The sequence below is a fragment of the Collinsella sp. TF08-11AT genome (genome assembly GCF_003437035.1).
GTDB lineage: Bacteria > Actinomycetota > Coriobacteriia > Coriobacteriales > Coriobacteriaceae > Collinsella.
This window is the reverse complement of record NZ_QSRL01000006.1, coordinates 79,127-99,697: the sequence shown is the minus strand read 5'-3', so window position 1 is coordinate 99,697 and position 20,571 is coordinate 79,127. Positions and strand designations below refer to the sequence as shown.

Annotated in this window: 23 protein-coding genes; 12 read left to right on the top strand and 11 right to left on the bottom strand. The window is 59.3% G+C overall.

The window, feature by feature from the left end; all coding sequences use genetic code 11:
- Position 1 precedes the first annotated feature (1 nt).
- Both DXC79_RS05675 and DXC79_RS05670 read left to right on the top strand, forming a co-directional pair.
- Positions 2 to 580 (top strand): urease accessory protein UreE, encoded by a 579-nt coding sequence (locus DXC79_RS05675; RefSeq protein ID WP_117635448.1) that lies wholly within the window; start codon positions 2 to 4, stop codon positions 578 to 580.
- An 82-nt stretch (positions 581 to 662) separates the two neighbouring features.
- Positions 663 to 1,460 carry an HAD-IIB family hydrolase gene (locus DXC79_RS05670; protein ID WP_158550975.1) on the top strand — a complete coding sequence of 266 codons (798 nt, stop codon included), beginning with the start codon at positions 663 to 665 and terminating at the stop codon, positions 1,458 to 1,460.
- Positions 1,461 to 1,474: 14 nt separating this feature from the next.
- Here DXC79_RS05670 and DXC79_RS05665 read toward each other — a convergent pair whose 3' ends face one another.
- The 5 genes from DXC79_RS05665 to DXC79_RS05645 form a co-directional block, all read right to left on the bottom strand.
- Entirely contained in the window at positions 1,475 to 1,855 is a 381-nt protein-coding gene (locus DXC79_RS05665; protein WP_006234400.1) for a Fur family transcriptional regulator, read from the bottom strand.
- Between the two features lie 61 nt (positions 1,856 to 1,916).
- Entirely contained in the window at positions 1,917 to 2,327 is a 411-nt protein-coding gene (locus tag DXC79_RS05660) for an acylphosphatase (protein ID WP_117635446.1), read from the bottom strand.
- A 2-nt stretch (positions 2,328 to 2,329) separates the two neighbouring features.
- Positions 2,330 to 3,436, bottom strand: a complete 1,107-nt coding sequence (locus DXC79_RS05655) for a Gfo/Idh/MocA family protein (protein WP_117635445.1) — start codon at positions 3,434 to 3,436, stop codon at positions 2,330 to 2,332.
- Between the two features lie 73 nt (positions 3,437 to 3,509).
- Positions 3,510 to 4,046: a ribonuclease HI gene (gene rnhA, locus DXC79_RS05650; RefSeq protein WP_117635444.1), complete on the bottom strand. Its 537-nt coding sequence runs from the start codon at positions 4,044 to 4,046 to the stop codon at positions 3,510 to 3,512.
- Positions 4,047 to 4,058: 12 nt separating this feature from the next.
- Positions 4,059 to 4,997, bottom strand: coding sequence for a LysR family transcriptional regulator (locus DXC79_RS05645; RefSeq protein ID WP_117635443.1), 939 nt, complete (start codon positions 4,995 to 4,997; stop codon positions 4,059 to 4,061).
- Between the two features lie 273 nt (positions 4,998 to 5,270).
- Here DXC79_RS05645 and DXC79_RS05640 point away from each other — a divergent pair, with 273 nt between their 5' ends.
- From DXC79_RS05640 to DXC79_RS05630, 3 genes are all read left to right on the top strand, one after another.
- Complete coding sequence (locus DXC79_RS05640; protein ID WP_117635442.1) at positions 5,271 to 6,581, top strand: O-acetylhomoserine aminocarboxypropyltransferase/cysteine synthase family protein; 1,311 nt, start codon at positions 5,271 to 5,273, stop codon at positions 6,579 to 6,581.
- A gap of 311 nt (positions 6,582 to 6,892) precedes the next feature.
- The gene (locus DXC79_RS05635; protein WP_089572987.1) at positions 6,893 to 7,669 is read left to right on the top strand and encodes a hypothetical protein; all 777 of its coding nucleotides are present in this window, start codon (positions 6,893 to 6,895) and stop codon (positions 7,667 to 7,669) included.
- 191 nt (positions 7,670 to 7,860) lie between these two features.
- Entirely contained in the window at positions 7,861 to 8,067 is a 207-nt protein-coding gene (locus tag DXC79_RS05630) for a hypothetical protein (protein ID WP_089572989.1), read from the top strand.
- A 108-nt stretch (positions 8,068 to 8,175) separates the two neighbouring features.
- On the opposite strand, the gene DXC79_RS05625 is transcribed toward DXC79_RS05630, so the two are convergent.
- The gene (locus DXC79_RS05625; RefSeq protein ID WP_233503015.1) at positions 8,176 to 9,090 is read right to left on the bottom strand and encodes a ketopantoate reductase family protein; all 915 of its coding nucleotides are present in this window, start codon (positions 9,088 to 9,090) and stop codon (positions 8,176 to 8,178) included.
- Between the two features lie 117 nt (positions 9,091 to 9,207).
- On the bottom strand, positions 9,208 to 9,978 hold the full coding sequence (locus tag DXC79_RS05620) for a cyclase family protein (RefSeq protein WP_117635440.1): 771 nt from the start codon (positions 9,976 to 9,978) through the stop codon (positions 9,208 to 9,210).
- Between the two features lie 163 nt (positions 9,979 to 10,141).
- On the opposite strand from DXC79_RS05620, the gene DXC79_RS05615 reads away from it, so the two are divergent.
- From DXC79_RS05615 to DXC79_RS05590, 6 genes are all read left to right on the top strand, one after another.
- A complete protein-coding gene (locus tag DXC79_RS05615) occupies positions 10,142 to 11,332 on the top strand; it encodes an aldo/keto reductase (protein WP_117564433.1) in 1,191 nt (396 codons plus the stop codon).
- 90 nt (positions 11,333 to 11,422) lie between these two features.
- A complete protein-coding gene (locus DXC79_RS05610; RefSeq protein ID WP_233503013.1) occupies positions 11,423 to 12,442 on the top strand; it encodes a Gfo/Idh/MocA family protein in 1,020 nt (339 codons plus the stop codon).
- Between the two features lie 144 nt (positions 12,443 to 12,586).
- Entirely contained in the window at positions 12,587 to 13,453 is an 867-nt protein-coding gene (locus tag DXC79_RS05605; protein WP_117635439.1) for a deoxyribonuclease IV, read from the top strand.
- 147 nt (positions 13,454 to 13,600) lie between these two features.
- Positions 13,601 to 14,461 carry an ABC transporter substrate-binding protein gene (locus tag DXC79_RS05600; RefSeq protein ID WP_117635438.1) on the top strand — a complete coding sequence of 287 codons (861 nt, stop codon included), beginning with the start codon at positions 13,601 to 13,603 and terminating at the stop codon, positions 14,459 to 14,461.
- 117 nt (positions 14,462 to 14,578) lie between these two features.
- Positions 14,579 to 15,940, top strand: coding sequence for an ABC transporter permease subunit (locus tag DXC79_RS05595; protein ID WP_231501583.1), 1,362 nt, complete (start codon positions 14,579 to 14,581; stop codon positions 15,938 to 15,940).
- Positions 15,941 to 15,952: 12 nt separating this feature from the next.
- Positions 15,953 to 16,705 (top strand): amino acid ABC transporter ATP-binding protein, encoded by a 753-nt coding sequence (locus DXC79_RS05590; RefSeq protein WP_055251428.1) that lies wholly within the window; start codon positions 15,953 to 15,955, stop codon positions 16,703 to 16,705.
- A 132-nt stretch (positions 16,706 to 16,837) separates the two neighbouring features.
- On the opposite strand, the gene DXC79_RS05585 is transcribed toward DXC79_RS05590, so the two are convergent.
- Both DXC79_RS05585 and DXC79_RS05580 read right to left on the bottom strand, forming a co-directional pair.
- Complete coding sequence (locus DXC79_RS05585) at positions 16,838 to 17,257, bottom strand: flavodoxin (RefSeq protein WP_117635437.1); 420 nt, start codon at positions 17,255 to 17,257, stop codon at positions 16,838 to 16,840.
- Between the two features lie 46 nt (positions 17,258 to 17,303).
- On the bottom strand, positions 17,304 to 18,008 hold the full coding sequence (locus DXC79_RS05580) for a DUF3793 family protein (protein WP_089573006.1): 705 nt from the start codon (positions 18,006 to 18,008) through the stop codon (positions 17,304 to 17,306).
- Between the two features lie 174 nt (positions 18,009 to 18,182).
- On the opposite strand from DXC79_RS05580, the gene DXC79_RS05575 reads away from it, so the two are divergent.
- Positions 18,183 to 18,566, top strand: a complete 384-nt coding sequence (locus DXC79_RS05575; protein ID WP_117635436.1) for a heavy-metal-associated domain-containing protein — start codon at positions 18,183 to 18,185, stop codon at positions 18,564 to 18,566.
- A gap of 26 nt (positions 18,567 to 18,592) precedes the next feature.
- On the opposite strand, the gene DXC79_RS05570 is transcribed toward DXC79_RS05575, so the two are convergent.
- Positions 18,593 to 19,018: a hypothetical protein gene (locus DXC79_RS05570; RefSeq protein ID WP_233503012.1), complete on the bottom strand. Its 426-nt coding sequence runs from the start codon at positions 19,016 to 19,018 to the stop codon at positions 18,593 to 18,595.
- Positions 19,011 to 20,516: a DNA repair protein gene (locus tag DXC79_RS05565; protein WP_117635435.1), complete on the bottom strand. Its 1,506-nt coding sequence runs from the start codon at positions 20,514 to 20,516 to the stop codon at positions 19,011 to 19,013. Before DXC79_RS05565 ends, DXC79_RS05570 begins: the two co-directional genes overlap by 8 nt.
- Positions 20,517 to 20,571 lie beyond the last annotated feature (55 nt).

Genomic DNA, 20,571 nt, shown 5'->3' with positions numbered 1-20,571 from the left:
GATGTCCGTGGACCTGGTAGCTACGGAGCGCTTGGGAAATCTCAACGACCCGTCCTATGAACTCCTGCTTCGTCGGGAGCTGGGTGGCGTCTTTGAGGTTGACGAGCTGCTACTCGATTGGGACCAGGCTGATGCGCGCCTGTTTGTGGGCGTGACGGAGCTGGGGCGCACGGTGAATGCCCGGCTGGATGCCACTGATGGCGAGCGTCTTGCCGACGGTGACGTGCTCGCTGTCGACCGCACGGGCACGGTGCCCGTAGCGGTTGTCGTGCGCCTGCGCAGCGCCGAGGTTTATTTGGTCGAAGTCGACCGCATGGATCCGATTGCGCTCGCGCATGCGTGCTGGGAAATCGGCAACATGCATGCGCCGCTCTTCCGGGGCGACTCGGACGAGCATACCGTGCGCATGTATACGCCGGTGCGGCCTGTTTTGGGCCGCATGCTCCGGGGTGTCGAGGGTGTTCGGCTCTCGGTGGTCACACGCGAGCTCGATGCCAGTCGACGCTTTGCATCGAGCGCGGCGGATGTTGTTGTGAGTATGGCTCCAGACTTTACGATCGTAAAGAAGGCGCGCGGCTAACGTGCGTATGCGTAAGACGGACTTTGAGAGGCAACTATTCAAAGTCCGTCTTACTTTTGATGGGGTGCTTTGGGGGAAGCATATGGGTCTTGAGGGAATCAAACTGATCGCCTGCGATTTGGATGGCACGTTGCTGCATCCGGGGGAGCGCGAGCCGCGTCCTGAGGCATTTGAGCTCATCGACGAGCTGCATCGTCGCGGCATTGTGTTTATGCCGGCGAGTGGCCGTCAATATGCGAGCTTGCGCTACCTGTTTGCCCCGGTGGCCGATGAGCTCGCCTATGTATGCGAAAACGGAGCCCTGGTGATGAGCGAGGGGCGTGCCGTTGTCAAACGTTCCATGGAACGTAGCCTTGCTATGGATATCGCGAATGCCGTGGTCGCCTACCCCCATGCCGACGTAACCCTTTCCTGCGAGGGGCACCTCTACACCATAAGCGGTAACGATGCGTTCATTGACCATTTGCGTTACGAGGTCCACTGCGATGTGGCGGTGGTCGACCGTCCCGAGGACATTGACGAGGATGTCATTAAGATTGCGTTTCAAACGCCCGAGACAGAGCAGCCGGCGGCGTTGGAGTATTTTGCGCGTCGCTTTAGCGACCGGGTCGATGTGATGACGTCGGGAACCGAATGGACCGACTTTATCGGCTTTGATTCGGGCAAGGGGTCCGCGCTTGCCGATTATGGTCGCGCACTGGGGATCTCACCTAACGAAATGATGGCGTTTGGCGATAACGAAAACGATCGCGACATGCTCAACGTGGTGGGCCATCCCTATCTGATGGAGAGCTGCAATCCCAGCATGCGCGGTGTCAATGACCGTGTCCGCTACGTGCGCACGGTCGAAGAAGAGCTGCGTCGTCTACTTGCTGAGTAGGCATGTCCCAAAATCTACCTACAGTTGGGGCAGAGGCCCTCGAAGATGGTGTAGTGCGAGGTGACGTTCCAGCCGATTTGCTCGGACGCCTTGGCGTCGAGCTGGGCATCGAAGGGGAGCGGTACGTCGATGACGCGGCTGCACGAGGTGCAGATGATATGCGCATGCGGCTCGATCGTGCGATCGAAGCGGCTGCCGCCCGGCGTCTTGATGGAGAGGATCTCGCCGGCGTCGGCTAAGAGATTGAGATTGCGGTAGACCGTACCGCGGCTGATTTTGTCATCCTGCGCGCGCACGGCGTTGTAGATCTCATCGGCGGTGGGGTGGTTATAGCTTTGGCGCACGGCGTCAAGAACCAGCTTCCGCTGCTTGGTGTTTCTTCTTTGCACCGCCATGCGCCTCGCCTCTTTTCTATCAACGGTCGTAGGTAAATGATACCGTATTTAGCACACAATACTAATAACGAGGACTGAAACCGTCTTCATTGGTAAGTGGGGCTCGGGCCTGGGCGTCTGCGAGGCGAAAACGCGTTCCCATGCGCTCGTAGGAGGCATGAAGCGCCTCGAGATGAGATAGGATGTTTGCCGGAGCCCCCTGTATCTCCATCTCGACGGAGCCGTCTTCCATGTTACGCACCCAGCCGGTGAGTGCGCGTGCCTGCGCGAGGTTGGTGTTGGTAAAGCGAAAACCAACGCCTTGGACTTGCCCCGTCCAGTGCAGGAAGTAGCGCAGGGGAGTGTCTTGAGTGGCCTCGTCGCTTGCGAGCACAGTAAGCCTGCGGCGCAGCTCGAGCTCGATGTTTGATGGTTTTTGAGGCTCTCGACTGCCGCCGGTGACGCTGGAGAAGAACGTATCGAAGAGGCCCATCGCTAGGCCTGCTTGACTGAATCGGCGGGGAAGGTAATGCCGGCCTGCTGACGCACGGCATCCATGATGCGCAGCGAGACGAGCGTGACATCGCGGTAGTGGCCGAGCTCATGGCGTCCCGCCGGGGTCTCCCAGATCTCTTCCTTAACGTTATCGATGCCTCCGATGGCGGTGATAAAGTCTGCGAGTTCGTATTCCATGGTGTTGCTTGACTTGGGAAGGTCGAGCGCGCGGCCGTTGTCGTCCTGTTCGCGCGGCGCCTCGGTCGCCGAGCCGCGTACGACGTCGCCGCGATAGTCGATGCGGACGTTGCGGGGCGTGGACAGATGGTCGATCTGGATAGTGCCACGCTCGCCTTCGATCTGCGAGGGCAGCAGGTCATTCGTAATTTTGGAGTGCGCGAGCTCGACGGAGATATAGCCACCGCCATAGCTGGCGAGAATGGAACCGCAACCGTCGATGGGGCCATGGGTGAGCTCTTGCGTTGAGGGGTCGAGCAGCGTGGTCATGCTGGTGAGACCAGAGGGCATGCCGAAAATCTCGACCATGGGCTCGACGGCGTAGACGCCAATGTCCATGAGGGAACCCGATGCCATATTGCAGTCGAAGATATTGGTGGCGCGTCCAGCGAGGATTTCGTTGTAGCGTGAGGAATACTTGCCAAAGCGCAGTGAGGCGCGGCGAATGGGCGCAATCTCGCACAGGGCGTCCTCGACGGCGTGGAAAGCGGGGTCGTGGAGGGGACGCATGGCCTCGAGGGCCACGACGCCTGCTGCCTCGGCAGCACGGAAGACCTCGAACGCTTGGGCCTCGGTGGCGCAGAAGGGCTTTTCGACGATAACGTGCTTACCGCCGGCGATGCAGGCGAGCGCCTGCTCGTGATGGAGCGCGTTGGGGCTGCCGATGTAGACGGCATCGACGTCGTCGGCGGACGCGAGCTCGTCGAGTGCGGTGAAGTTGCGTTCGCCGCCGTGCTCGGCGGTAAAGGTGGTACCGCGATTGGCATCGCGTGAAAGCGTGCCCACAAACGCGGCTTGGTCGTTGGCATTGACGACCTGGATAAAGTCGTCGGTGATCATGGATGTGCCGATGGTCGCTATACGCAGCATGCGTCCCCCTTGCGTTGTTTGGTCTACAGGATGAGTGTAGCGCGTGGGGATATAAAGCTGCGCGAAAACGCTATTACAGGTCGCTCTCGTTAAAGCCGGCGTCGATATCGAGGTTGGCTCCGTCGGCCGCGGTGGTGGCGAGCTCGTCGCAGCGCTCATTGAGCTCGTGGCCGGCATGCCCCTTAACCCAGATGAACTCCACCTTATGCTTGCTCTTTGCGGCAAGCAGACGCTCCCACAGGTCGCGGTTCTTGACGGGCTGCTTGTTGGCAGTTTTCCACCCGCGCTTTTTCCAGCCGTCGATCCAGTGCTTGTTGAAGGCGTTGACGACGTATTGCGAATCGGAATGGACCTCGACCTCGCAGGGGCGGTTAAGTGCCTCGAGCGCCACGATGACCGCCATGAGCTCCATGCGGTTGTTAGTGGTCTTGGCGTAGCCACGCGAAAGCTCGGAGGTGAAGGTCTTGCCGGCGGGGTTGGTGTACTTGAGCACGGCGCCGTAGCCGCCGCGTCCCGGATTTGATCGGGCCGAGCCGTCGGTATAGATGATGACCTTCACATGGTTCCTTTCGTTGGGTACGCTTCGTGTGAGTGACCATTGTAGCGCCATGCCCGCCGCGGGCTAGCAATCTACGATTTCTACCCCGTCTTCCGACAGCTGGTCGGCATGGATGATGCGGTTGAGCTCGTCGAGGTATTGCCGCAAGAGAGGAGAGGGCTTGCGCTCGTCGTGCATGATATATCCTACGTGCATCGTTGGGGCGTCTGCTAACGGGATCGATGCCATACCCCACTGCATTTCATTGGAAAGGACACCGGTCGACAGGGTGTAACCGTTCGACGTGATAAGTAAGTTAGTAAGTGTTCCGCGGTCCGAGATTCGTATGTTGCGGTCGCAAGGGATATAGCTAAAAGGTTCCTCGGCGTAATAGAAGGAGTTTGAGGTTCCCTGCTCAAAGCTGTAGCGCGTATAGGGCGTGAGGTCGGCAAGGGACAGCTGAGGGCGGCGTGCGAGCGGGTGGCGTTCGCTAACGAAGACGTGGACCGTCGCGTCGAAGAGGGGATGGAAGCTTGCGCGGGCATCGGCGAAGGCCTTCTGCAGAACGCGGGCGTTAAAGTCATCCAGGTACAGAATGCCGATATCGCTGCGAAATGCGCGGACGTCGTCGATGATCTGCGAGGTGGTGGTCTCGCGCATGATGAACTCGAACTTACTGTCGCGGCAGCGCTCGACGACGTTGACAAAGGCCTCGACCGAAAACGCGTAGTGCTGGGCCGAGATGGCAAGGCGCGCCTGGGGTGTGCCGCCGTCCTCGTAGCGTGCCTCGAGCATGTCGGCCTGCTCTACGACCTGGCGCGCATAGCCTAAGAGCTCGGTACCGTCGTTGGTGAGCGTGACGCCGCGGCTGGAGCGCGTAAAGATTTCCAGATGGAGCTCCTGCTCCAGGCTTTTGACGGCGTTTGAGATGTTGGACTGAGCGGTATAGAGGCGCTGAGCTGCGGCGTTGATTGAGCCGGACTCTGCCACGGCAATCAGAAAACGAAGCTGCTGGAGGGTCATCGACGCCCGTCCTTTCGATAGCTATCTAAAAAACCGATAACAGGTTAGCGCTTTTAAGTGATTGACCGAGCGAAACAATGCTCGTACTATTCAAAACACACAAAGGCGGTAGGTAATTAAGCCGACCACGGAACCGGGATGCGAAAGGAGGCCCGCATATGAATTGCTTACCAAGACGAATGCCGGGCTCCTGCTTGCGCCCGTCGGCGTGATCAGGAGACAGCGACTTATTTCTCTTACTCTTATTACTTTTGTTCGATCAAGGAGATCATCATGAGCCAGTTTATCAACAACCCCGAGCACACCTTTGGTTTCGATACCCTGCAGCTGCACGTTGGCCAGGAGAGCGCCGATCCTGCATCCGACTCCCGTGCTGTGCCTATCTATCAAACCACGAGCTATGTGTTCCGCAACTCCCAGCACGCCGCCGACCGCTTTGGTCTTGCCGACGCCGGTAACATCTACGGCCGTCTGACCAACTCCACCCAGGGCGTCTTCGAGGACCGTATCGCCGCGCTCGAGGGTGGCGTGGCCGGTCTCGCCGTCGCCTCCGGTGCTGCTGCCATCACCTATACCCTGCAGGCTCTTGCCCAGGCCGGTGATCACGTGGTGGCTCAGAAGACCATCTACGGTGGCTCCTACAACCTGCTGGAGCATACGCTCTCCCAGTTTGGCGTCGAGACCACCTTCGTCGATGCCCATAACCTGGAAGAGGTCGAGGGGGCCATCAAGGACAACACCACGGTCATCTATCTCGAGACGCTCGGCAACCCCAACTCTGACATCCCCAACATCGACGCCATCTCCGAGATCGCCAAGAAGCACGGTCTGCCGGTTGTCGTCGACAACACTTTCGGCACCCCGTATCTGTTCCGTCCGCTGGAGCATGGCGCCAACATCGTTGTCCACTCCGCAACCAAGTTCATCGGCGGCCACGGCACCTCGCTGGGCGGTGTGATCGTCGACGGCGGTAACTTCGATTGGAAGGCGAGCGGAAAGTACGCCCAGATCGCTGAGCCCAACCCCTCCTACCATGGCGTCTCGTTTGCCGAGGCTGCCGGTCCCGCCGCCTTCGCAACCTATGTCCGCGCCATCCTGCTGCGTGACGAGGGTGCCTGCATCAGCCCGTTCAACGCCTGGGCCCTGCTCCAGGGCACCGAGACCCTGTCGCTGCGCGTTGACCGTCATGTCGAGAACACCAAGAAGGTCGTTGAGTTCCTTGCCGGCGACAGCCACGTTGCCAAGGTGAACCACCCGAGCCTGCCTGAGCACCCCGATCACGAGCTCTATCAGAAGTACTTCCCCAACGGCGGTGCCTCGATCTTCACCTTCGAGATCAAAGGTGGCCAGGAGGCTGCCTGGAAGTTCATCGATCATCTGCAGGTGTTCTCGCTGCTCGCCAACGTGGCCGACGTCAAGTCGCTCGTCGTGCACCCGGCTACCACCACGCACTCCCAGCTCTCTGCCGAGGAGCTCGCCGAGCAGAACATCACGCCCTCCACGATCCGTCTTTCCATCGGTACCGAGAACGCCGAGGACATCATTTGGGATCTGAAGCAGGCCTTCGCCGTGCTGGACGAGTAAGGCGACTTGTGCAAGGACCCCTTGCGACTCGATAGGTATAACTGCATAAATGCCTGCTCAAGGCGCCTGCGCAAGCAATGGTTGCGCAGGCGTCTTTTTTGCATAGGAAGGGCGCTATTACAGGGTTTTTGGCATGCTTTATGCATTTGAGTTGTGGAAAACTCCTGTTGAGAGGATGTGAGTTTTACGCAATTGACGTGCGCCTTTTGAGTAAAACTGCAGGTCGCGATTTGCTCGAGGTACTATGCAACGCGATCGAATCACACGCAGCTCAAACGCAGCAAAAACGCACTACGGAGGTTTCCAGCTACATGAGGATCGATTCACGAAAACCGAAAGCCGCTGCCCTTTCTGCCGCTCTGACCGTGGCACTTTTGGCAGGCGCCGGCGCAACTGATGCCCACGCGGCAACACTGTCCGATACGGTTGGATCTACGCCGTCCGAGGCGACGCTGGTACAGCCCGTTGATTATCGCGGCGATGGTTATGGTTCCATGCAGGAGTGGAACGCCTCGATGGAGGCCAAGCGCGATTCCCTTGAGATGCGCGCTCAGATCATTATGAATATGTATGGCGACTATGCTACCGATGACGAGCGCGCTGTGCTGCAGGGTTGTATCGACGGTGCGGGTAGTCTGTTGACGATGGGGGAGGTCGACGCGAAGTCGACCGAGCTCGATGAGCTGCGCACTGCGCTTGAGAATGCCAAGCGCGAAGCGCTCGAGGCCGCTGCCGCCGAGGCGGAGGCTGCCGAGGCCGCCCAGGCTTCGTATTACAACGCCGGCTCCGGCTCGTCTTACACGTCTGCTGCGTATTACGCGAACGGCTCGGGTCTGACGCGCTCGAGCGGCGTCAATAACTATAACGGCCGCCGCGAGACTTATTACAGCAGCAACGTGTTGTATCACCACCGCACGGGCGAATGGACGCAGGATTCTGAGGGCTTCTGGCGCGATTCCGACGGCTATTACGTTGTTGCCGCGGGCGATATGGCCCAGGGCTCGACCTTTACGGGCTCCAAGGGTGATTGCAAGGTCTATGACTCCGGCTGCGCCGCCGGAACCACCGACTACTACACCGGTTGGTAATCTGCCATCAGAGCAAAATAGGCACATGATGGGCGGGCGTCTTTACTGAGCTTTTAGGCAACGTAAAGCCGCCCTTTCTTTATGTGCGTTTGAGTTAACAGAGCCCTTACCGTGGCGGTACGCTGGGCGTATGCATGCGGGGCACACTGGTTCATGAGAAATAAGGTCTTTCTCGTGGAGGAAGTGGTCTCATGAACGCTCGAGATATCGCTATCGCCGCCGTCGCATTGGTACTTGGCTGTCTTGGCCCTACAGCTGCGTTTGTCGCAGGCATGCAGGGCTCGTGCGGGGCTGCTCCTATTGTGGTCGGCGCGCTCATCGCATCAGCGCTGCTGGGAAGTGCGGGCGTGACCCTTTGCCGCGATGACGAGGACGAGACGCCGCAGGTGCGGCGCTAGCCGTTGTGAAGCTGGTTTTGCCCATAGATGAAGAAGGAAGCCGCCGCAAGGGGAGTGCCCTTTGCGGCGGTTTTTGATATTGAGACTGTTGGATGCGGTGCGGCGGCGTTACCAGCTTGCCTCGATATCACGGATGCGCCGATAGAGCCATTCGTTCTGCGGCGCCTGGATATCGTGCTTGGCCGCGAGGCGGCGGACGGTGCCCGCGAACTCCTCGACCTCTGTTTTGCGCTGCGCGACGCGGTCCTGCGCCATCGAGGGCATGCCGGCGGGGTCGAGCCCCTCGATGAGATGCACCATCTGCGTTAGGTCTGCCTCGGTGAGCTCGATACCCTCGGCGTTGGCGACCGCAAGCGTCTCGCGCATGGCGGAGACAAAGCAACGACGCTGCTCGGAGCCCTGTTCCGTGGCGCTTCCGTACGTGCCTCCGTAGGCCATGCAGGTCTGGTTGATGCCGTCGTTGAGCATAAGTTTTGCCCACATGCGGTGGGCGATGTCGTCCTCGACGGTGTGGGCGATGCCGCAGCGCGTGTAGAGCCCGTCGATAGCGGTGACGGTCGCGGGGTCGGTGCCGGCGGCCGCACCAAAGCGGATCTCGCCCGCATTGGTAAAGGTGAGCGCGCCGTTGAGAAACACAGCGTCCATGCCTTGGCAGATTCCGAGGACGGTGTGCTCCCAGCCAAAGCGCTCGGCAATCTTCTGCTCGCTGGTGATGCCGTTGCACAGCGAGGCGATGAGCGTTTTGGGGCCCACGATGTGTTCCATAGTCTTGAGCGCCTGGTCGAGTCCGGTTGTCTTGACCGTGAGGATGACCAGATCGGCGGGTGTCGCCTCGCTCGCGCGGACGGACTTGAGCGCGCAGGGCTTGCCGTTGACGGTGAGCGCATCACCCGCGTGGCGCTCAAAGCGCGCGTCGTCCATAACGTATTCGACGGCGTCGTTGCCGAGCGCTTGGGCGATCATGCTGCCGTAGAGCAGGCCCACGCCGCCCTTGCCGATGAAGGCGACCTTGTTGATCTGCATGTGAATCATCTCCCCATAAAAAGGCGCCCGCGTATGGGGCGCCTGATGGATTGTATGCCGCCGGGCCATGTCGCGTGCACCGGATGGCCGTATTTAGAAGAACAAACGCATGGGAACTTATGACGCGGGGCAGACCGCAAAGACACGTGCGGGATATCCGACGCCATCACGCACCTTGGGGAAGGTGCAGAAGATGACGGCGCCCGTGGCGGGAAGCTCGTCTAGATGGTCCATGACCTCGATCTGATAGCGGTCGACCGAGAGGATGTACTGCTCGCCGGGGTAGGGGTAGGCGTCCTCACGCGTGGTCACGCTCGCCGGGTCGGTGTCAGCCGGCTCGTGGCCGATGGCGCCGATGTTGCGCTCTTCTACAAGCCATTTGATGGCGTCGAGGTCCCAGCCGGGGTAGTGGGGCTGGCCGTCCTCGTCCTTGTTTTCGAGGTCGGTGAGCTTGGACCAGTCGGAGCGGAAGGCGACGAAAGCGTCTTTGGGAATGCGACCGTGCTCATCCTCCCATGCTTTGAGGTCCTCGACGGTCAGGACGTAGTCGGGATTTGTGGCGCACTCCTCGTGTTTGTCGATCACACAGAGCGGATGCATAAACTCGATGGGTTCAATCTCTCCAAGGGAACGGCCGTCAACATGGAAGTGGCGCGGTGCGTCGACATGCGTGCCGTACTGCGAAGCAACCGAATACTGGAAGCAGCGCATGGGCGCGAGCATGTCTTCGGGCGTGTCGGGCAGGTAGTCGAAGAGTTTGGTGGACTCAAAGGGCTTAAAGCCGAACCAGTGCGGAGTGTCGCACGAGAGCGTGTGGGTGAGGTCTACCCAGCGATAATCGGTGCTTTTGAGCTGGGATGCGAGATTCCAAAGGTCGAGCGTGGGCATGGGTGGCTCCTTTCATCGGGCTTTTTGCTGATGTTAAAGCGGTGCCGTGACAGCTCGATTTCTGCTGCGTTACGATACGTTCTCGATTGCGATTCCACGATGTTTCGGCCGCGTGACCATTGTGTTTCGCCTTGCCGGGGCGCTGATGGCGAAAGGAGGGGCCGTGCAATACCGCGTTGACCCCAAAAGTGGTAACCGAATATCCGCTCTGGGTCTGGGCTGCATGAGATTTCCCGGTGCGCCGGGCCATCCGGATGCGAAGACAGCCGATGCCATCATTTCCCGTGCGGTGGAACAGGGGATTAATTATCTGGATACCGCGTATCTCTATCCCGGTAACGAGGTGTGCGTGGGCGCCTCACTTGAGCGCCTGGGTCTGCGCGACCGCGTGTTGCTCGCGACTAAGTTGCCGCACGCTTCGTGCAAGTGCGCGGAGGATTTCGACCGGTTCTTCGACGAGCAACTGCACCGCCTGCGGACCGACCATATCGACTATTACCTTATGCACAACATCACTTCGCCCGCCCAGTGGGAGCGCGTGGTGGCGTTGGGCATCGAAGACTGGATTGCGCACCAAAAGGCTGCGGGGCGTATTCGCCAGATAGGTTTTTCGTATCACGGCAGTGCGGCGGACTTCCTGACGATGCTCGACGCGTATGACTGGGATTTTTGCCAGATTCAGTACAACTACGCTGGAGAGCGCTACCAAGCGGGAACGGCGGGACTTATAGCAGCCGCCGAGCGCGGGCTCGCGGTGTTTGTGATGGAACCGCTTTTGGGCGGACGCCTGGCGGGCAAGCTGCCTCCGCGGGCCCGCGCCGTGCTCGATGACGTACGCGATCCGTACCTGAAGACGCCGGCTGCTTGGGGCCTTTCGTGGGTGTGGAACCATCCTCAAGTCACGATGCTGCTTTCGGGCATGACCGATACCGCGCAGGTGGACGAGAACGCGGTGCTGGCCGATCGGGCCCTGCCGGATTCGATGACAGCCGCTCGGCTCGATACCATCGCACGCGTGCTGGCGGAGTTTGAAAAATCGAATCGCGTGCCCTGCACGGGATGCGGCTACTGCATGCCATGTCCCAAGGGTATTAACATTCCCGGCTGCTTTGCCGCTTACAACGCGAGCTATGCGCACAGCTGGTTTACGGGGCTGTCGCAATACTTTACGGCGAGCGCGGTGCGCACGAGCGAGCCCAAGCTCGTGAGCAATTGCGTCAAGTGCGGCAAATGTGCGCGTCACTGCCCGCAACACATCGATGTCCCCGAGCGTCTCGACGACGCGCGCCGACGTTTCCAGCCTGGCCCCGTAACGGCCGCGCTTAAAGTCTTCAGCAAAACTCGCTCCTCATGACCCTTTTATATCTTGTGATGGAATAGTTCCTGTTTGCGGCAGAATAGGGCGATAGCAGGAACTATTTCGTCGCAACTGAAGGGGGCTGTCGTGGGCCATCGGGATTCATGTGATGATTTGCGTGAGGTTCGTTGGGGCGTTTTGGGCGCTGGGCACATTTCGCATCGATTTGCATCGTCGCTCAAGAAGGTCGACGAGGCACGGCTGGTGGCTGCGGCCGGCCGCACTCCTGCACATGTCGAGGAATTTTGTCGAGCGTTTTCGATTGATGCCGCGCACAGTTATGCCACGGCTGACGATAGCGGCGATGCGGCTTATGATGCGTTGATTGCCGATCCCGATGTCGATGCAATCTACTTGGCTATTCCGCATGGCATGCATGCGCATTGGGCTTGTCGGGCACTGCGCGCGGGAAAGGCCGTGCTGTGCGAAAAGCCGGCCGTTTTGAATGAAGAAGAGGCCCATGCGATCGCCTCTGTTTCCCGTGAGTGCGGTGTGCCGTTTATGGAGGCGATGAAAAATCGGTTTTGTCCGATGCATACTCGCGTGAAGGGTTTGCTTGCGTCGGGCGAGCTCGGCTGTATCGTCTCGATCGAAAGCGTGCAAAAACTCGATTATGGTGAGTCCCCTTCGAGTTATCTGCTCGATCCGTTGCAGGGTGGCTGTCTATATGACATGGGCTGCTATGCGGTCGGGTGGTTTGAGGATCTGCTTGCGGGTGCGTGCGATGTTTCGTCTCGTGAAGTTCGCTGGCGTGACGTATTGGGCGGCCGCGTGGATTGGGCCGATGAGATCCATATGAGTGTCGGCGGTATACCCATTCATATGGTGTGCGACGGCAAAGCAGCATATGAAAGCCGCTTAACGATTGCCTGCGAACGGGGTTCGGTGGAAATCGAGCGCCTCCATCGCCCCGAGCTCGCCCATGTGAAGTACTCCGACGGACGAATGCTCGAAATAAATGCCCCGTTTGAGGTCGATGATTTCTACGGCGAAATTCAGCATGCGACGCAGCTCGTCCAGACGGGAGAGCTTGAAAGCCCCGTTATGCCTCTTGCCGCCACGCAGCGCTGTGCGCAGATTATCGATGCGATTCGCTTGACGCTCTAGGCTGCGGTGCTGGTGCTCAAGGGGGCTCGGCGGACCTTGCCCCTGATGCCCCTTTTATATCTTGCGGTGGAATACGGTCTGTTTGCGCCAAAATAAGGCACCAATAGACCGTATTTCACCGCAACTGATGAGGGGGAGTTGGAGATGCTAACGATCGGGTGTCATCTTTCGACGACGAAGGGCTATCGGGCAATGGGGGAGACGGCGTTGTCCATTGGTGCCAATACCTTTGCGTTCTTTACGCGCAACCCGCGCGGTGGCAAGGCAAAAGACCTTGACATGGATGACGTGGCGGCTCTGCGCGAGCTTATGGCGCAAAACGACTTTGGACCGCTAGTGGCGCATGCCCCGTATACCTATAACCCCTGCTCCGCTAAGGAGCGGGCGCGGGAGTTTGCCTTGGAGGCTATGGCGGAAGATTTGCAGCGTCTGGAAGCACTGCCCGGCAACTACTACAACTTCCATCCCGGTGCGCATGTGGGACAGGGGGCAGACGCCGGCATTCAGATGATTGTCGACACGCTGTGCCAGGTGATGTTTGAGGGACAGCAGACGACGGTATTGCTTGAGACCATGGCGGGCAAGGGCACCGAGGTGGGCCGTAGCTTTGAAGAGCTGGCGCGCATTATCGAGGGCGTTGCCGCCAAGTGCCCGGAGCTGTCCGATAAGCTGGGCGTTTGTTTGGACACCTGCCATGTGAGCGATGCTGGCTACGACATCATCCATGACCTGGACGGCGTACTCGACGAGTTCGACCGCGTGGTGGGTATCGAGCGCTTGCGCGCCGTGCATATCAATGACTCCAAGAACCCCTGCGGCGCCCATAAGGATCGCCACGAGTGCATCGGCAAGGGCTACCTGGGTAGTGAAGAGTTTGGCGGCGGTATGCAGGTTATGCAGAATATTGTATCGAATAGCCGCTTGCGTGCACTTCTATTTATTTTGGAGACGCCGAACGAACTTGCAGGTTATGCAGCTGAAATCAAACTGTTAAGGTCATTGCAGCAGTAATGACTGTTGCTAAGTGGAGTATTCCATTCACGTTATGGGTTTGTTTCAATCAGTTTTCTCATTGCAGATTCGTAATTCCGGGTGCATAATAGCCAACAGTTTTTGCAGACCTCTGAATCAAACGGGGTCACTGGAAGGAGACTGATTATGAAGCTCAAGAAGCTTGGCGCGTTTGCAGCCACGGGCGCCATGGCGCTCGCTCTTGCACTGACGGGCTGTGGTTCGTCCAACGCCACCTCTGGTTCCGATGCCGGTTCCAGCAGCTCTGACAACGCGAAGGTCGAGAAGGTCGACGGCTCCAAGGAGTATGCACTCGTCAAGGACGGTACGCTCACCGTCGGCACCTCTGCCGAGTACGCTCCGTTTGAGTACAAGGATGACAACGGCGATTATCAGGGCTTTGACCTTGAGCTCATCAAGGCTATCGGCGACAAGCTGGGCCTGGATGTCGAGTATGTCAACAATGACTTTGACACGCTGGTTCCGGGCGTCGCTTCGGGCGCCAAGTATGATGTTTCCATCGCGGCTATCACCGACACGCCCGAGCGTGAGAAGGAAGTCACTTTCTCTGATTCCTACTACATGGACGATCAGGCTATCGTGACCAAGGTCGATAACACCGACATCACGGCCGACAACTACAGCGAGAAGCTCAACAACGCCGACGCTACCATCATCGTCCAGTCTGGCTCGACCGCCGAGGCCTTTGCCCAGGAGAACTTCCCGAAGGCCAAGATCGTCCCCTACAAGGACGCTACCGAGTGCTTCAGCGCCCTGCAGTCCGATAAGGGCGACGCCGTAGTCACCAACCGCTCCGTTGCCAGCCAGCTGACCGCCGAGCAGTTCAACACCTGCCAGACCATCAAGCAGATCAGCACCGGCGAGGAGTACGCCATCGCCATCAACCAGGGCAACACCAAGCTCAAGGACGACGTCAACCAGGCCATCAAGGACCTGACCGATGACGGTACCGTCGACGCCCTCATGGCTAAGTACAACATCAAGTAAAATAGCTACTTGATTGTGCGCGGGCCCTTTCCGTTTTGCGGAGAGGGCCTTTGCGCTTCTCTTGACGGAGAGTGTTTCCGTCTCGTTTTGCCGGCAACTTCTACGATAGGAGCCACCTTGTCTCGACTGAACAAAGGGGCCGCGGAGCAGCGTTTTTCACTGCCCGCCTTGCTCCAAAAGCTAGCCTGCGTCATGGCCGTGGCGCTCGCGCTGGTGTGCGCGGGGGCATATGCGCCCACGACCGCCCAGGCGCTTGAGACCGCAAAGATTACCGCCCGACCCAACACCGGTTCGGGCAGCGCTGTGGTCGGCGGCACCGAGACGCGCATTACCTGGGAAGTTCAGGCCGATGCCGACGAGGAGCTGAGCGGTCTTTCTTTGACGTTTGTCGACGGCACGACGTTTGGTACCGATGACACGCGATTGACGATGCTCTCGGGCGAGGACCTCATGGATCGTACGCCCATGAAACCCACGTGCAAGGCTGACGGCCAGACGCTCAAGATCGATTTTGGCGAGACGGCGCCTGCCGGCGGCTTTTTCCGTGTCGAGGTTTACGGCGTGACCTTCCCCGTCGAGGGCGGCGATGAGGCCTTTAGCGGCACCTATACGCTCGCCGACGGGTCGACCAAGAAGATCTCCAAGATTCCGTCGGTGGAGATCAAGGGCGTGACGGCCTTCGATAACTTCTTGGCCGACCTTAAAGAGCAGCCGTGGGTCGAGGCCTGGAACTCCAATATGTTCCTGCGCCTGTTCCTGAACCCGGTCATTTTGGTCCAGAGCCTGCCGATCGTCTTTAAGGGCTTCCTCATGTCGCTCTCGATCGTGCTCGTGGCGTTTCCGCTGGCAATTCCCTTCGGTTTTGCCCTGTCGCTCATGCGCATCTCCAAGTCGCGCATCCTGCGCTGCCTCGCCGGCATCTACGTGAATATCATTCGCGGTACGCCGGCGTTCCTGCAGATCTACATCGCGTTCTTCGGTCTGCCGTTGGCCGGCGTCAAGGTGGACGACTATGTCTTGGGCGTTATCGTCATGGCCATGAACTCGTCTGCGTACCTGTGCGAGATCTTCCGTGCCGGTATTCAATCAATCCCCAAGGGCCAAAACGAGGCTGCTCGCTCTCTGGGCATGAATGCCTTCCAGACGCTGCTCTACGTTATGATTCCGCAGACGTTCCGCAATGTTTTGCCTACGCTGACCAGCGAGTTTATCTTGCTTTACAAGGATACGTCGCTGCTTGCCGCCGTGGGTGTGGTCGAGATCGTCATGAACGCCCGTACCATCGTGGCCACGACGGGCTCCATTACACCGTACGTGGTTGCCGCTCTGTTCTATCTGGTCATCACCCTGCCGCTCGCTCGCTTGGTGAGCGGTCTTGAGGCGAGGCTTCTGGGCACGGCCGAGACCAAGAAGAAGCGTCCCGCCAAGAGCGCCGGACAGGTTGTCGCGACGCCCGCCGATCACATCGCCGGTCTGTAAGGAGGTCCTATCATGAGCGAAACCAATAACTCGAACGAGGTCGTCGTCAGTATCAAGAACCTCCAGAAGGCCTTTGGCGACAACGTGGTCCTGCGCGATATCGATCTGGATGTGCACAAGGGTGAGGTCGTTGTGGTCTTGGGCCCCTCGGGCTCGGGCAAGTCGACGATGCTTCGCTGCATCAACCGTCTGGAGCATCCCACGAGTGGCTCGATTGTCGTTGAGGGCGTGGACGTGTGCGCCAAGGGTGTCGACCTTAACAAGGTACGTACGCATCTGGGTATGGTGTTCCAGCAGTTCAATTTGTTCCCGCACCTCTCAGTCAAAAAGAACGTCATGCTCGCGCAGCAGAAGGTACTCAAGCGCAGCAAGGAAGAGGCCGAGAAGATTGCCGTCGAGGAGCTGACCAAGGTCGGTCTTGCCGAGCGTATCGACTTTATGCCGAGCCAGCTCTCGGGCGGTCAGCAGCAGCGCGTTGCCATCGCCCGCGCCCTGTCGATGAACCCGCACGTCATGCTCTTTGACGAGGCCACCTCGGCGCTCGACCCCGAGCTCGTGCGCGACGTCCTGGGTGTCATGCGCGACCTGGCACGCGACGGCATGACCATGATCGTCGTGACGCACGAGATGGGCTTTGCCCGCGATGTCGCCGACCGCGTCGTCTTTATGGACGGCGGCGTCATTGTGGAAGAGGGTACGCCGAGCGAGGTCTTCGACCACCCCAAGAGCGAGCGCACCAAGGCGTTCTTGGGAAATATCTCGTAGCGGCGCGTCGAAATTGTCGATATAACAAACGGGGATCGGATAGTATCCGGCCCCCGTTTTTGTTTGGGCATGAGCGACTGTTGTTGTGCGGTGCTCGGCTGTTAGTTGCCTTGCGACTTTCTGGCGGCTTCGTTAGGCCAGCTCCGCTCCCAGGGCCTTGCAGGCCGCCTCGCCCTCATCGTCGGGCGCATCGTAGCAGATGGTGGAGTCCACGACGTTGACGCCGGCCTCGTCGGCGTCGGCTTTCCAGTTATCCATCCACTCGCCCTCGGCCCACGAATAGGAGCCAAAGAGGACGACCTTCTTGTCGCCGAGGACTTCCTTGACCTCATCCCACATCGGCTGGAACTCGTCGTACTCGAGCTCCTCGGACCCCATGGCGGGGCAGCCGAAGGCGAAGGCGTCATAGTTGGTGACCTTGTCGGCAGAGAAGTCGGCGCAGGAGATGACCTCAGCCTCGGCACCCGCGGACGTGGCGCCTTCGGAGACGAGGTTTGCCATGGCCTCGGTGTTGCCCGTGCCGCTCCAGTAGACGACGGCGATCTTGCTCATGTTGAGTCCTTTCAGTTGTGCGGCAGGTTGCCGCGGCTTCTATGTTCTATCGGGTTGCCTGGGCAAGTTGCGCCAAGCTGCAGCCCTGCTGATAGACAAAGGTGAGGTATTGAGTGCAAGCGCGGTAGGCGTCAAACATCGCAAGCGCTTGCTCGACATTCGTGTAGACCTTCCAGGCCCCAAAGACCTTGTAGTTCTCGCCGCGCTGGACGATAAACTCGTGCACGTCGTCGTAGGGATATCCAAGGAAGTAGCCTATTTCGTGCGGAAACTCGCAGGTGCAGTCGTTGCTGCAGCTAGCTTGCTGGGGTAGTGCGCATCGAGTCTGGCTACAAGCGCATTCCGCGACGTTATTGCTCGCGAGCGTGATGCGTGATGCCAAATGCACAAGGCATGTCGAAAGGTCTCTCGTGTCGTAGCCTTCCGAGGCGAGCGCTGTTTGGGCGCGAGGGTCTGCGAAATAGGTGGCGAGGCTTTTGGCTCGGTACACGTACACGAGTGCTCCGCAGGGCCGCCAGACCAAAACACTCAGGTGGATGCCGAGCGGGTCAAGCTCGCGATTGCACTGGGCGATAACGTTGAGCAGGCGTGCTCGACGTTCTGCGATGGTTTCGGTTGTGGTCGAGCCGTTCCCGTGGGCGTAGGTGCCTGGATAGGTAAAGAGCGATGCCGGCTTGATGCCCGCGAGCGTGGGAGAGCAGTTGCGCACGACCGCTGCCTGAAACGTTGGGATATCTATGGTTCGAGTCACGGCGCTCCTTACGGATCTAAACTGTTAGTCTAGGAAAACTTATACACGAAAGTAAGCCATGGTCAACAAAAAAGTTTGAAGAGGGAAACTAATTGACCGAACAGACATGATTTTGGGTTAAGATGGGGACACCCCATGGGGGTATCTAGATAGTGCTACTTGAAAGGGGAGCGCATGAGTGACTTGCTCAACCCTGCGAATCTCATCGTGCTGGCCGTCATTGCCGTCGGCATGTTTTTTGGACTGCGTCGCATTGCCGCTTCGACACACGGGAAGAGTTGCTGCAGCGATGGTACGAGCGGCAAGAAGGCCAAAAAGGTTGTTGTGGTGGATACCGATGCGTCACACTATCCCTATAGCGATGAGCTGCTCATCGGCGGCATGAGCTGTGACGGCTGCGCTCAGAACGTAGCCAATGCCCTCAATGCGCTGGATGGCGTGTGGGCAACGGTGACGTATGCGGACCACACGGCACGCGTGCGCTCTAAGCAGCCGGTTGATCGTGGTGTCCTCGAGACGGCCGTGAAAGATGCGGGCTACTACGTCATGACGCTGTAAGCGCCGCCCTGGATGCGCTTCCTTGGCTAGGCTCGTCCGCGCAGTTCGATGTCTTGGATGTCGTCGAAGTTGATGGCGATGTCTCGGAGCTTGAGGAGCTTGAAGGCGGGGAGCGCCTCGTCGAGGATGCCGGTGCGGCTGCGATAGCCGTATGTATCGTAATAGTTGACACGAACCAAGTCGCCACGTTTGAGACCCTCGAGCTTTTTAGAAAGTACGAGGGCTTTTTCTTCCGTGAGCTCACGTTTTGACTCGACGGTGATTTCCTGCTTGCGCACGAGTTCGTAGTATCCCGTGAGGGCGGCAAAGGGCATAAACTGCGCGGCGCGGTTGGCGCGCACGGCACCGTTGGCAGTGAGCTTGGGGTCGGCGGCGCGGCGCCTGCCCTCGGGGTCCGCCAGGCGCTCGAAGGCGGTCGGCGGGCGCACGGGCTGTTGTTTGGGTTTAGGCACGGTGTCCTCCAATTTGGTCGTTGCGTTCGCGCGCGGTGGCGCCGGCGGTAAAGCTTAATCCCTTGACGAGCGCGTTCTTGCCGTACTTGCCTTTCACGGCCAGGACGGCGCGCGCCAGGTCGCGCTCGCGCTCATCGGCCTCGATATCGCTGAACAGATCGATGGTGGTAAATTCCTCGGGCATGAGGTTGCCAAATCCAAGGTTGATGCGCTTGACCGGTCGTTTGGGATCGACGGTCTGCGCCCAGAGCTCATCGAAATAGCCCATGATTTTCTTAAACGAATTAGTGCGCTCGGGCAGCTTTCGCGAGGCGTTGGAGTGCGCAAAGAGTGCGGCATAGCCACCACGCGGTTTGCCGCCATGCTCTCCCACAAAGATGCCATCGATTGCCTGCGCTTCGCGCACCAGGCGACGCCTTTCGTCATCGCGCTGGACGGGCTTGGGAGCACGGGGCGCGAGCTCGGAGCCGTCGGTCGCTGCGGGTTCGATGCCCGAGGTACTCGAGCGCAGGTGTCCGCAGCCGTCTATATACTGCGCCGTGCCGCTGACGTTGAGCCGGCGTATGTCGGCGCGCTCGCTTGCATAGCCCACAAAGAGCGAGATGCTGTCGCACACCACGTGCTTGTCGATCAAATCCAGCACGGCGGCATCGACCATTTCGCGCAAGACGGTGTAGGCCTGCTCGTAGGCATAGCCCTTCGAGAGCACCTGCCCCGTGGTGGTCGAGGTCGCTTGCGGGCGATAGGCTTGGATATCGGCGATGGTCGTTGGCTCGCGCCCAAAGGCGTGGTCGATAAGATATTCGGCATTGACGCCGAGCTCATCGTAAAGCAGGTTTTCGTCGAGCGCGGCGACACCCATCAGATCGTAGACGCCGTACTTTTCGAGGCGGGCTGCCACGCCGGGGCCGATGCCCCAGATATCGGTAATGGGACGATGAGGCCAGATCTCCTTGCGAAAGGTCTCGTCGTCGAGTATGCCGATGCGGCTGGGTACGTGCTTGGCGGTAATGTCGAGCGCTACCTTGGCCTGGAATAGGTTGGGGCCGATGCCGACCGTCGCCGTGATGCCGGTGCGCGCGAGGACCTCGTCGCGCAGCGTGCAGGCGAACCCTTCCGCATCTGTGTGATAGAGGTCCAGATAGGGCGTCACGTCGATAAAGCACTCATCGATGGAGTAGACGTGCACGTCCTGGGGGCTGACGTATTCCAGATAGATACCGTAGATTTTCGCCGACACCTCCATGTAATGCTGCATGCGCGGTACGGCCGTGATGTAGTCGATGCCATCGGGAATTTCGAACAGACGGCAGCGATTGCGTATCCCGAGGTCCTTCATGGCCTGTGTGATGGCGAGGCAGATGGTCGTGCGCCCGCGCGATTCGTCGGCAACGACCAGGTTGGTGGTGAGCGGATCGAGCCCACGGTCGACGCACTCGACGCTGGCATAAAACGTCTTGAGGTCGATGCAGATATAGGTGTGCTGCTCGTGCGCCATCCGTGTCCTTCCATCAAACACATGTTCTTATCGAATACATGTTCGATAATACCTG

What these genes read in the sequence shown, in the direction of transcription:
- DXC79_RS05675 (WP_117635448.1), top strand. Translation starts at nt 2, where the DNA reads ATGTCCGTGGACCTGGTAGCTACGGAGCGCTTGGGAAATCTCAACGAC.
- DXC79_RS05670 (WP_158550975.1), top strand. Translation starts at nt 663, where the DNA reads ATGGGTCTTGAGGGAATCAAACTGATCGCCTGCGATTTGGATGGCACG.
- DXC79_RS05665 (WP_006234400.1), bottom strand. Translation starts at nt 1,855, where the DNA reads ATGGCGGTGCAAAGAAGAAACACCAAGCAGCGGAAGCTGGTTCTTGAC.
- DXC79_RS05660 (WP_117635446.1), bottom strand. Translation starts at nt 2,327, where the DNA reads ATGGGCCTCTTCGATACGTTCTTCTCCAGCGTCACCGGCGGCAGTCGA.
- DXC79_RS05655 (WP_117635445.1), bottom strand. Translation starts at nt 3,436, where the DNA reads ATGCTGCGTATAGCGACCATCGGCACATCCATGATCACCGACGACTTT.
- rnhA (WP_117635444.1), bottom strand. Translation starts at nt 4,046, where the DNA reads ATGGCGCTACAATGGTCACTCACACGAAGCGTACCCAACGAAAGGAAC.
- DXC79_RS05645 (WP_117635443.1), bottom strand. Translation starts at nt 4,997, where the DNA reads ATGACCCTCCAGCAGCTTCGTTTTCTGATTGCCGTGGCAGAGTCCGGC.
- DXC79_RS05640 (WP_117635442.1), top strand. Translation starts at nt 5,271, where the DNA reads ATGAGCCAGTTTATCAACAACCCCGAGCACACCTTTGGTTTCGATACC.
- DXC79_RS05635 (WP_089572987.1), top strand. Translation starts at nt 6,893, where the DNA reads ATGAGGATCGATTCACGAAAACCGAAAGCCGCTGCCCTTTCTGCCGCT.
- DXC79_RS05630 (WP_089572989.1), top strand. Translation starts at nt 7,861, where the DNA reads ATGAACGCTCGAGATATCGCTATCGCCGCCGTCGCATTGGTACTTGGC.
- DXC79_RS05625 (WP_233503015.1), bottom strand. Translation starts at nt 9,090, where the DNA reads ATGCAGATCAACAAGGTCGCCTTCATCGGCAAGGGCGGCGTGGGCCTG.
- DXC79_RS05620 (WP_117635440.1), bottom strand. Translation starts at nt 9,978, where the DNA reads ATGCCCACGCTCGACCTTTGGAATCTCGCATCCCAGCTCAAAAGCACC.
- DXC79_RS05605 (WP_117635439.1), top strand. Translation starts at nt 12,587, where the DNA reads ATGCTAACGATCGGGTGTCATCTTTCGACGACGAAGGGCTATCGGGCA.
- DXC79_RS05600 (WP_117635438.1), top strand. Translation starts at nt 13,601, where the DNA reads ATGAAGCTCAAGAAGCTTGGCGCGTTTGCAGCCACGGGCGCCATGGCG.
- DXC79_RS05590 (WP_055251428.1), top strand. Translation starts at nt 15,953, where the DNA reads ATGAGCGAAACCAATAACTCGAACGAGGTCGTCGTCAGTATCAAGAAC.
- DXC79_RS05585 (WP_117635437.1), bottom strand. Translation starts at nt 17,257, where the DNA reads ATGAGCAAGATCGCCGTCGTCTACTGGAGCGGCACGGGCAACACCGAG.
- DXC79_RS05575 (WP_117635436.1), top strand. Translation starts at nt 18,183, where the DNA reads ATGAGTGACTTGCTCAACCCTGCGAATCTCATCGTGCTGGCCGTCATT.
- DXC79_RS05565 (WP_117635435.1), bottom strand. Translation starts at nt 20,516, where the DNA reads ATGGCGCACGAGCAGCACACCTATATCTGCATCGACCTCAAGACGTTT.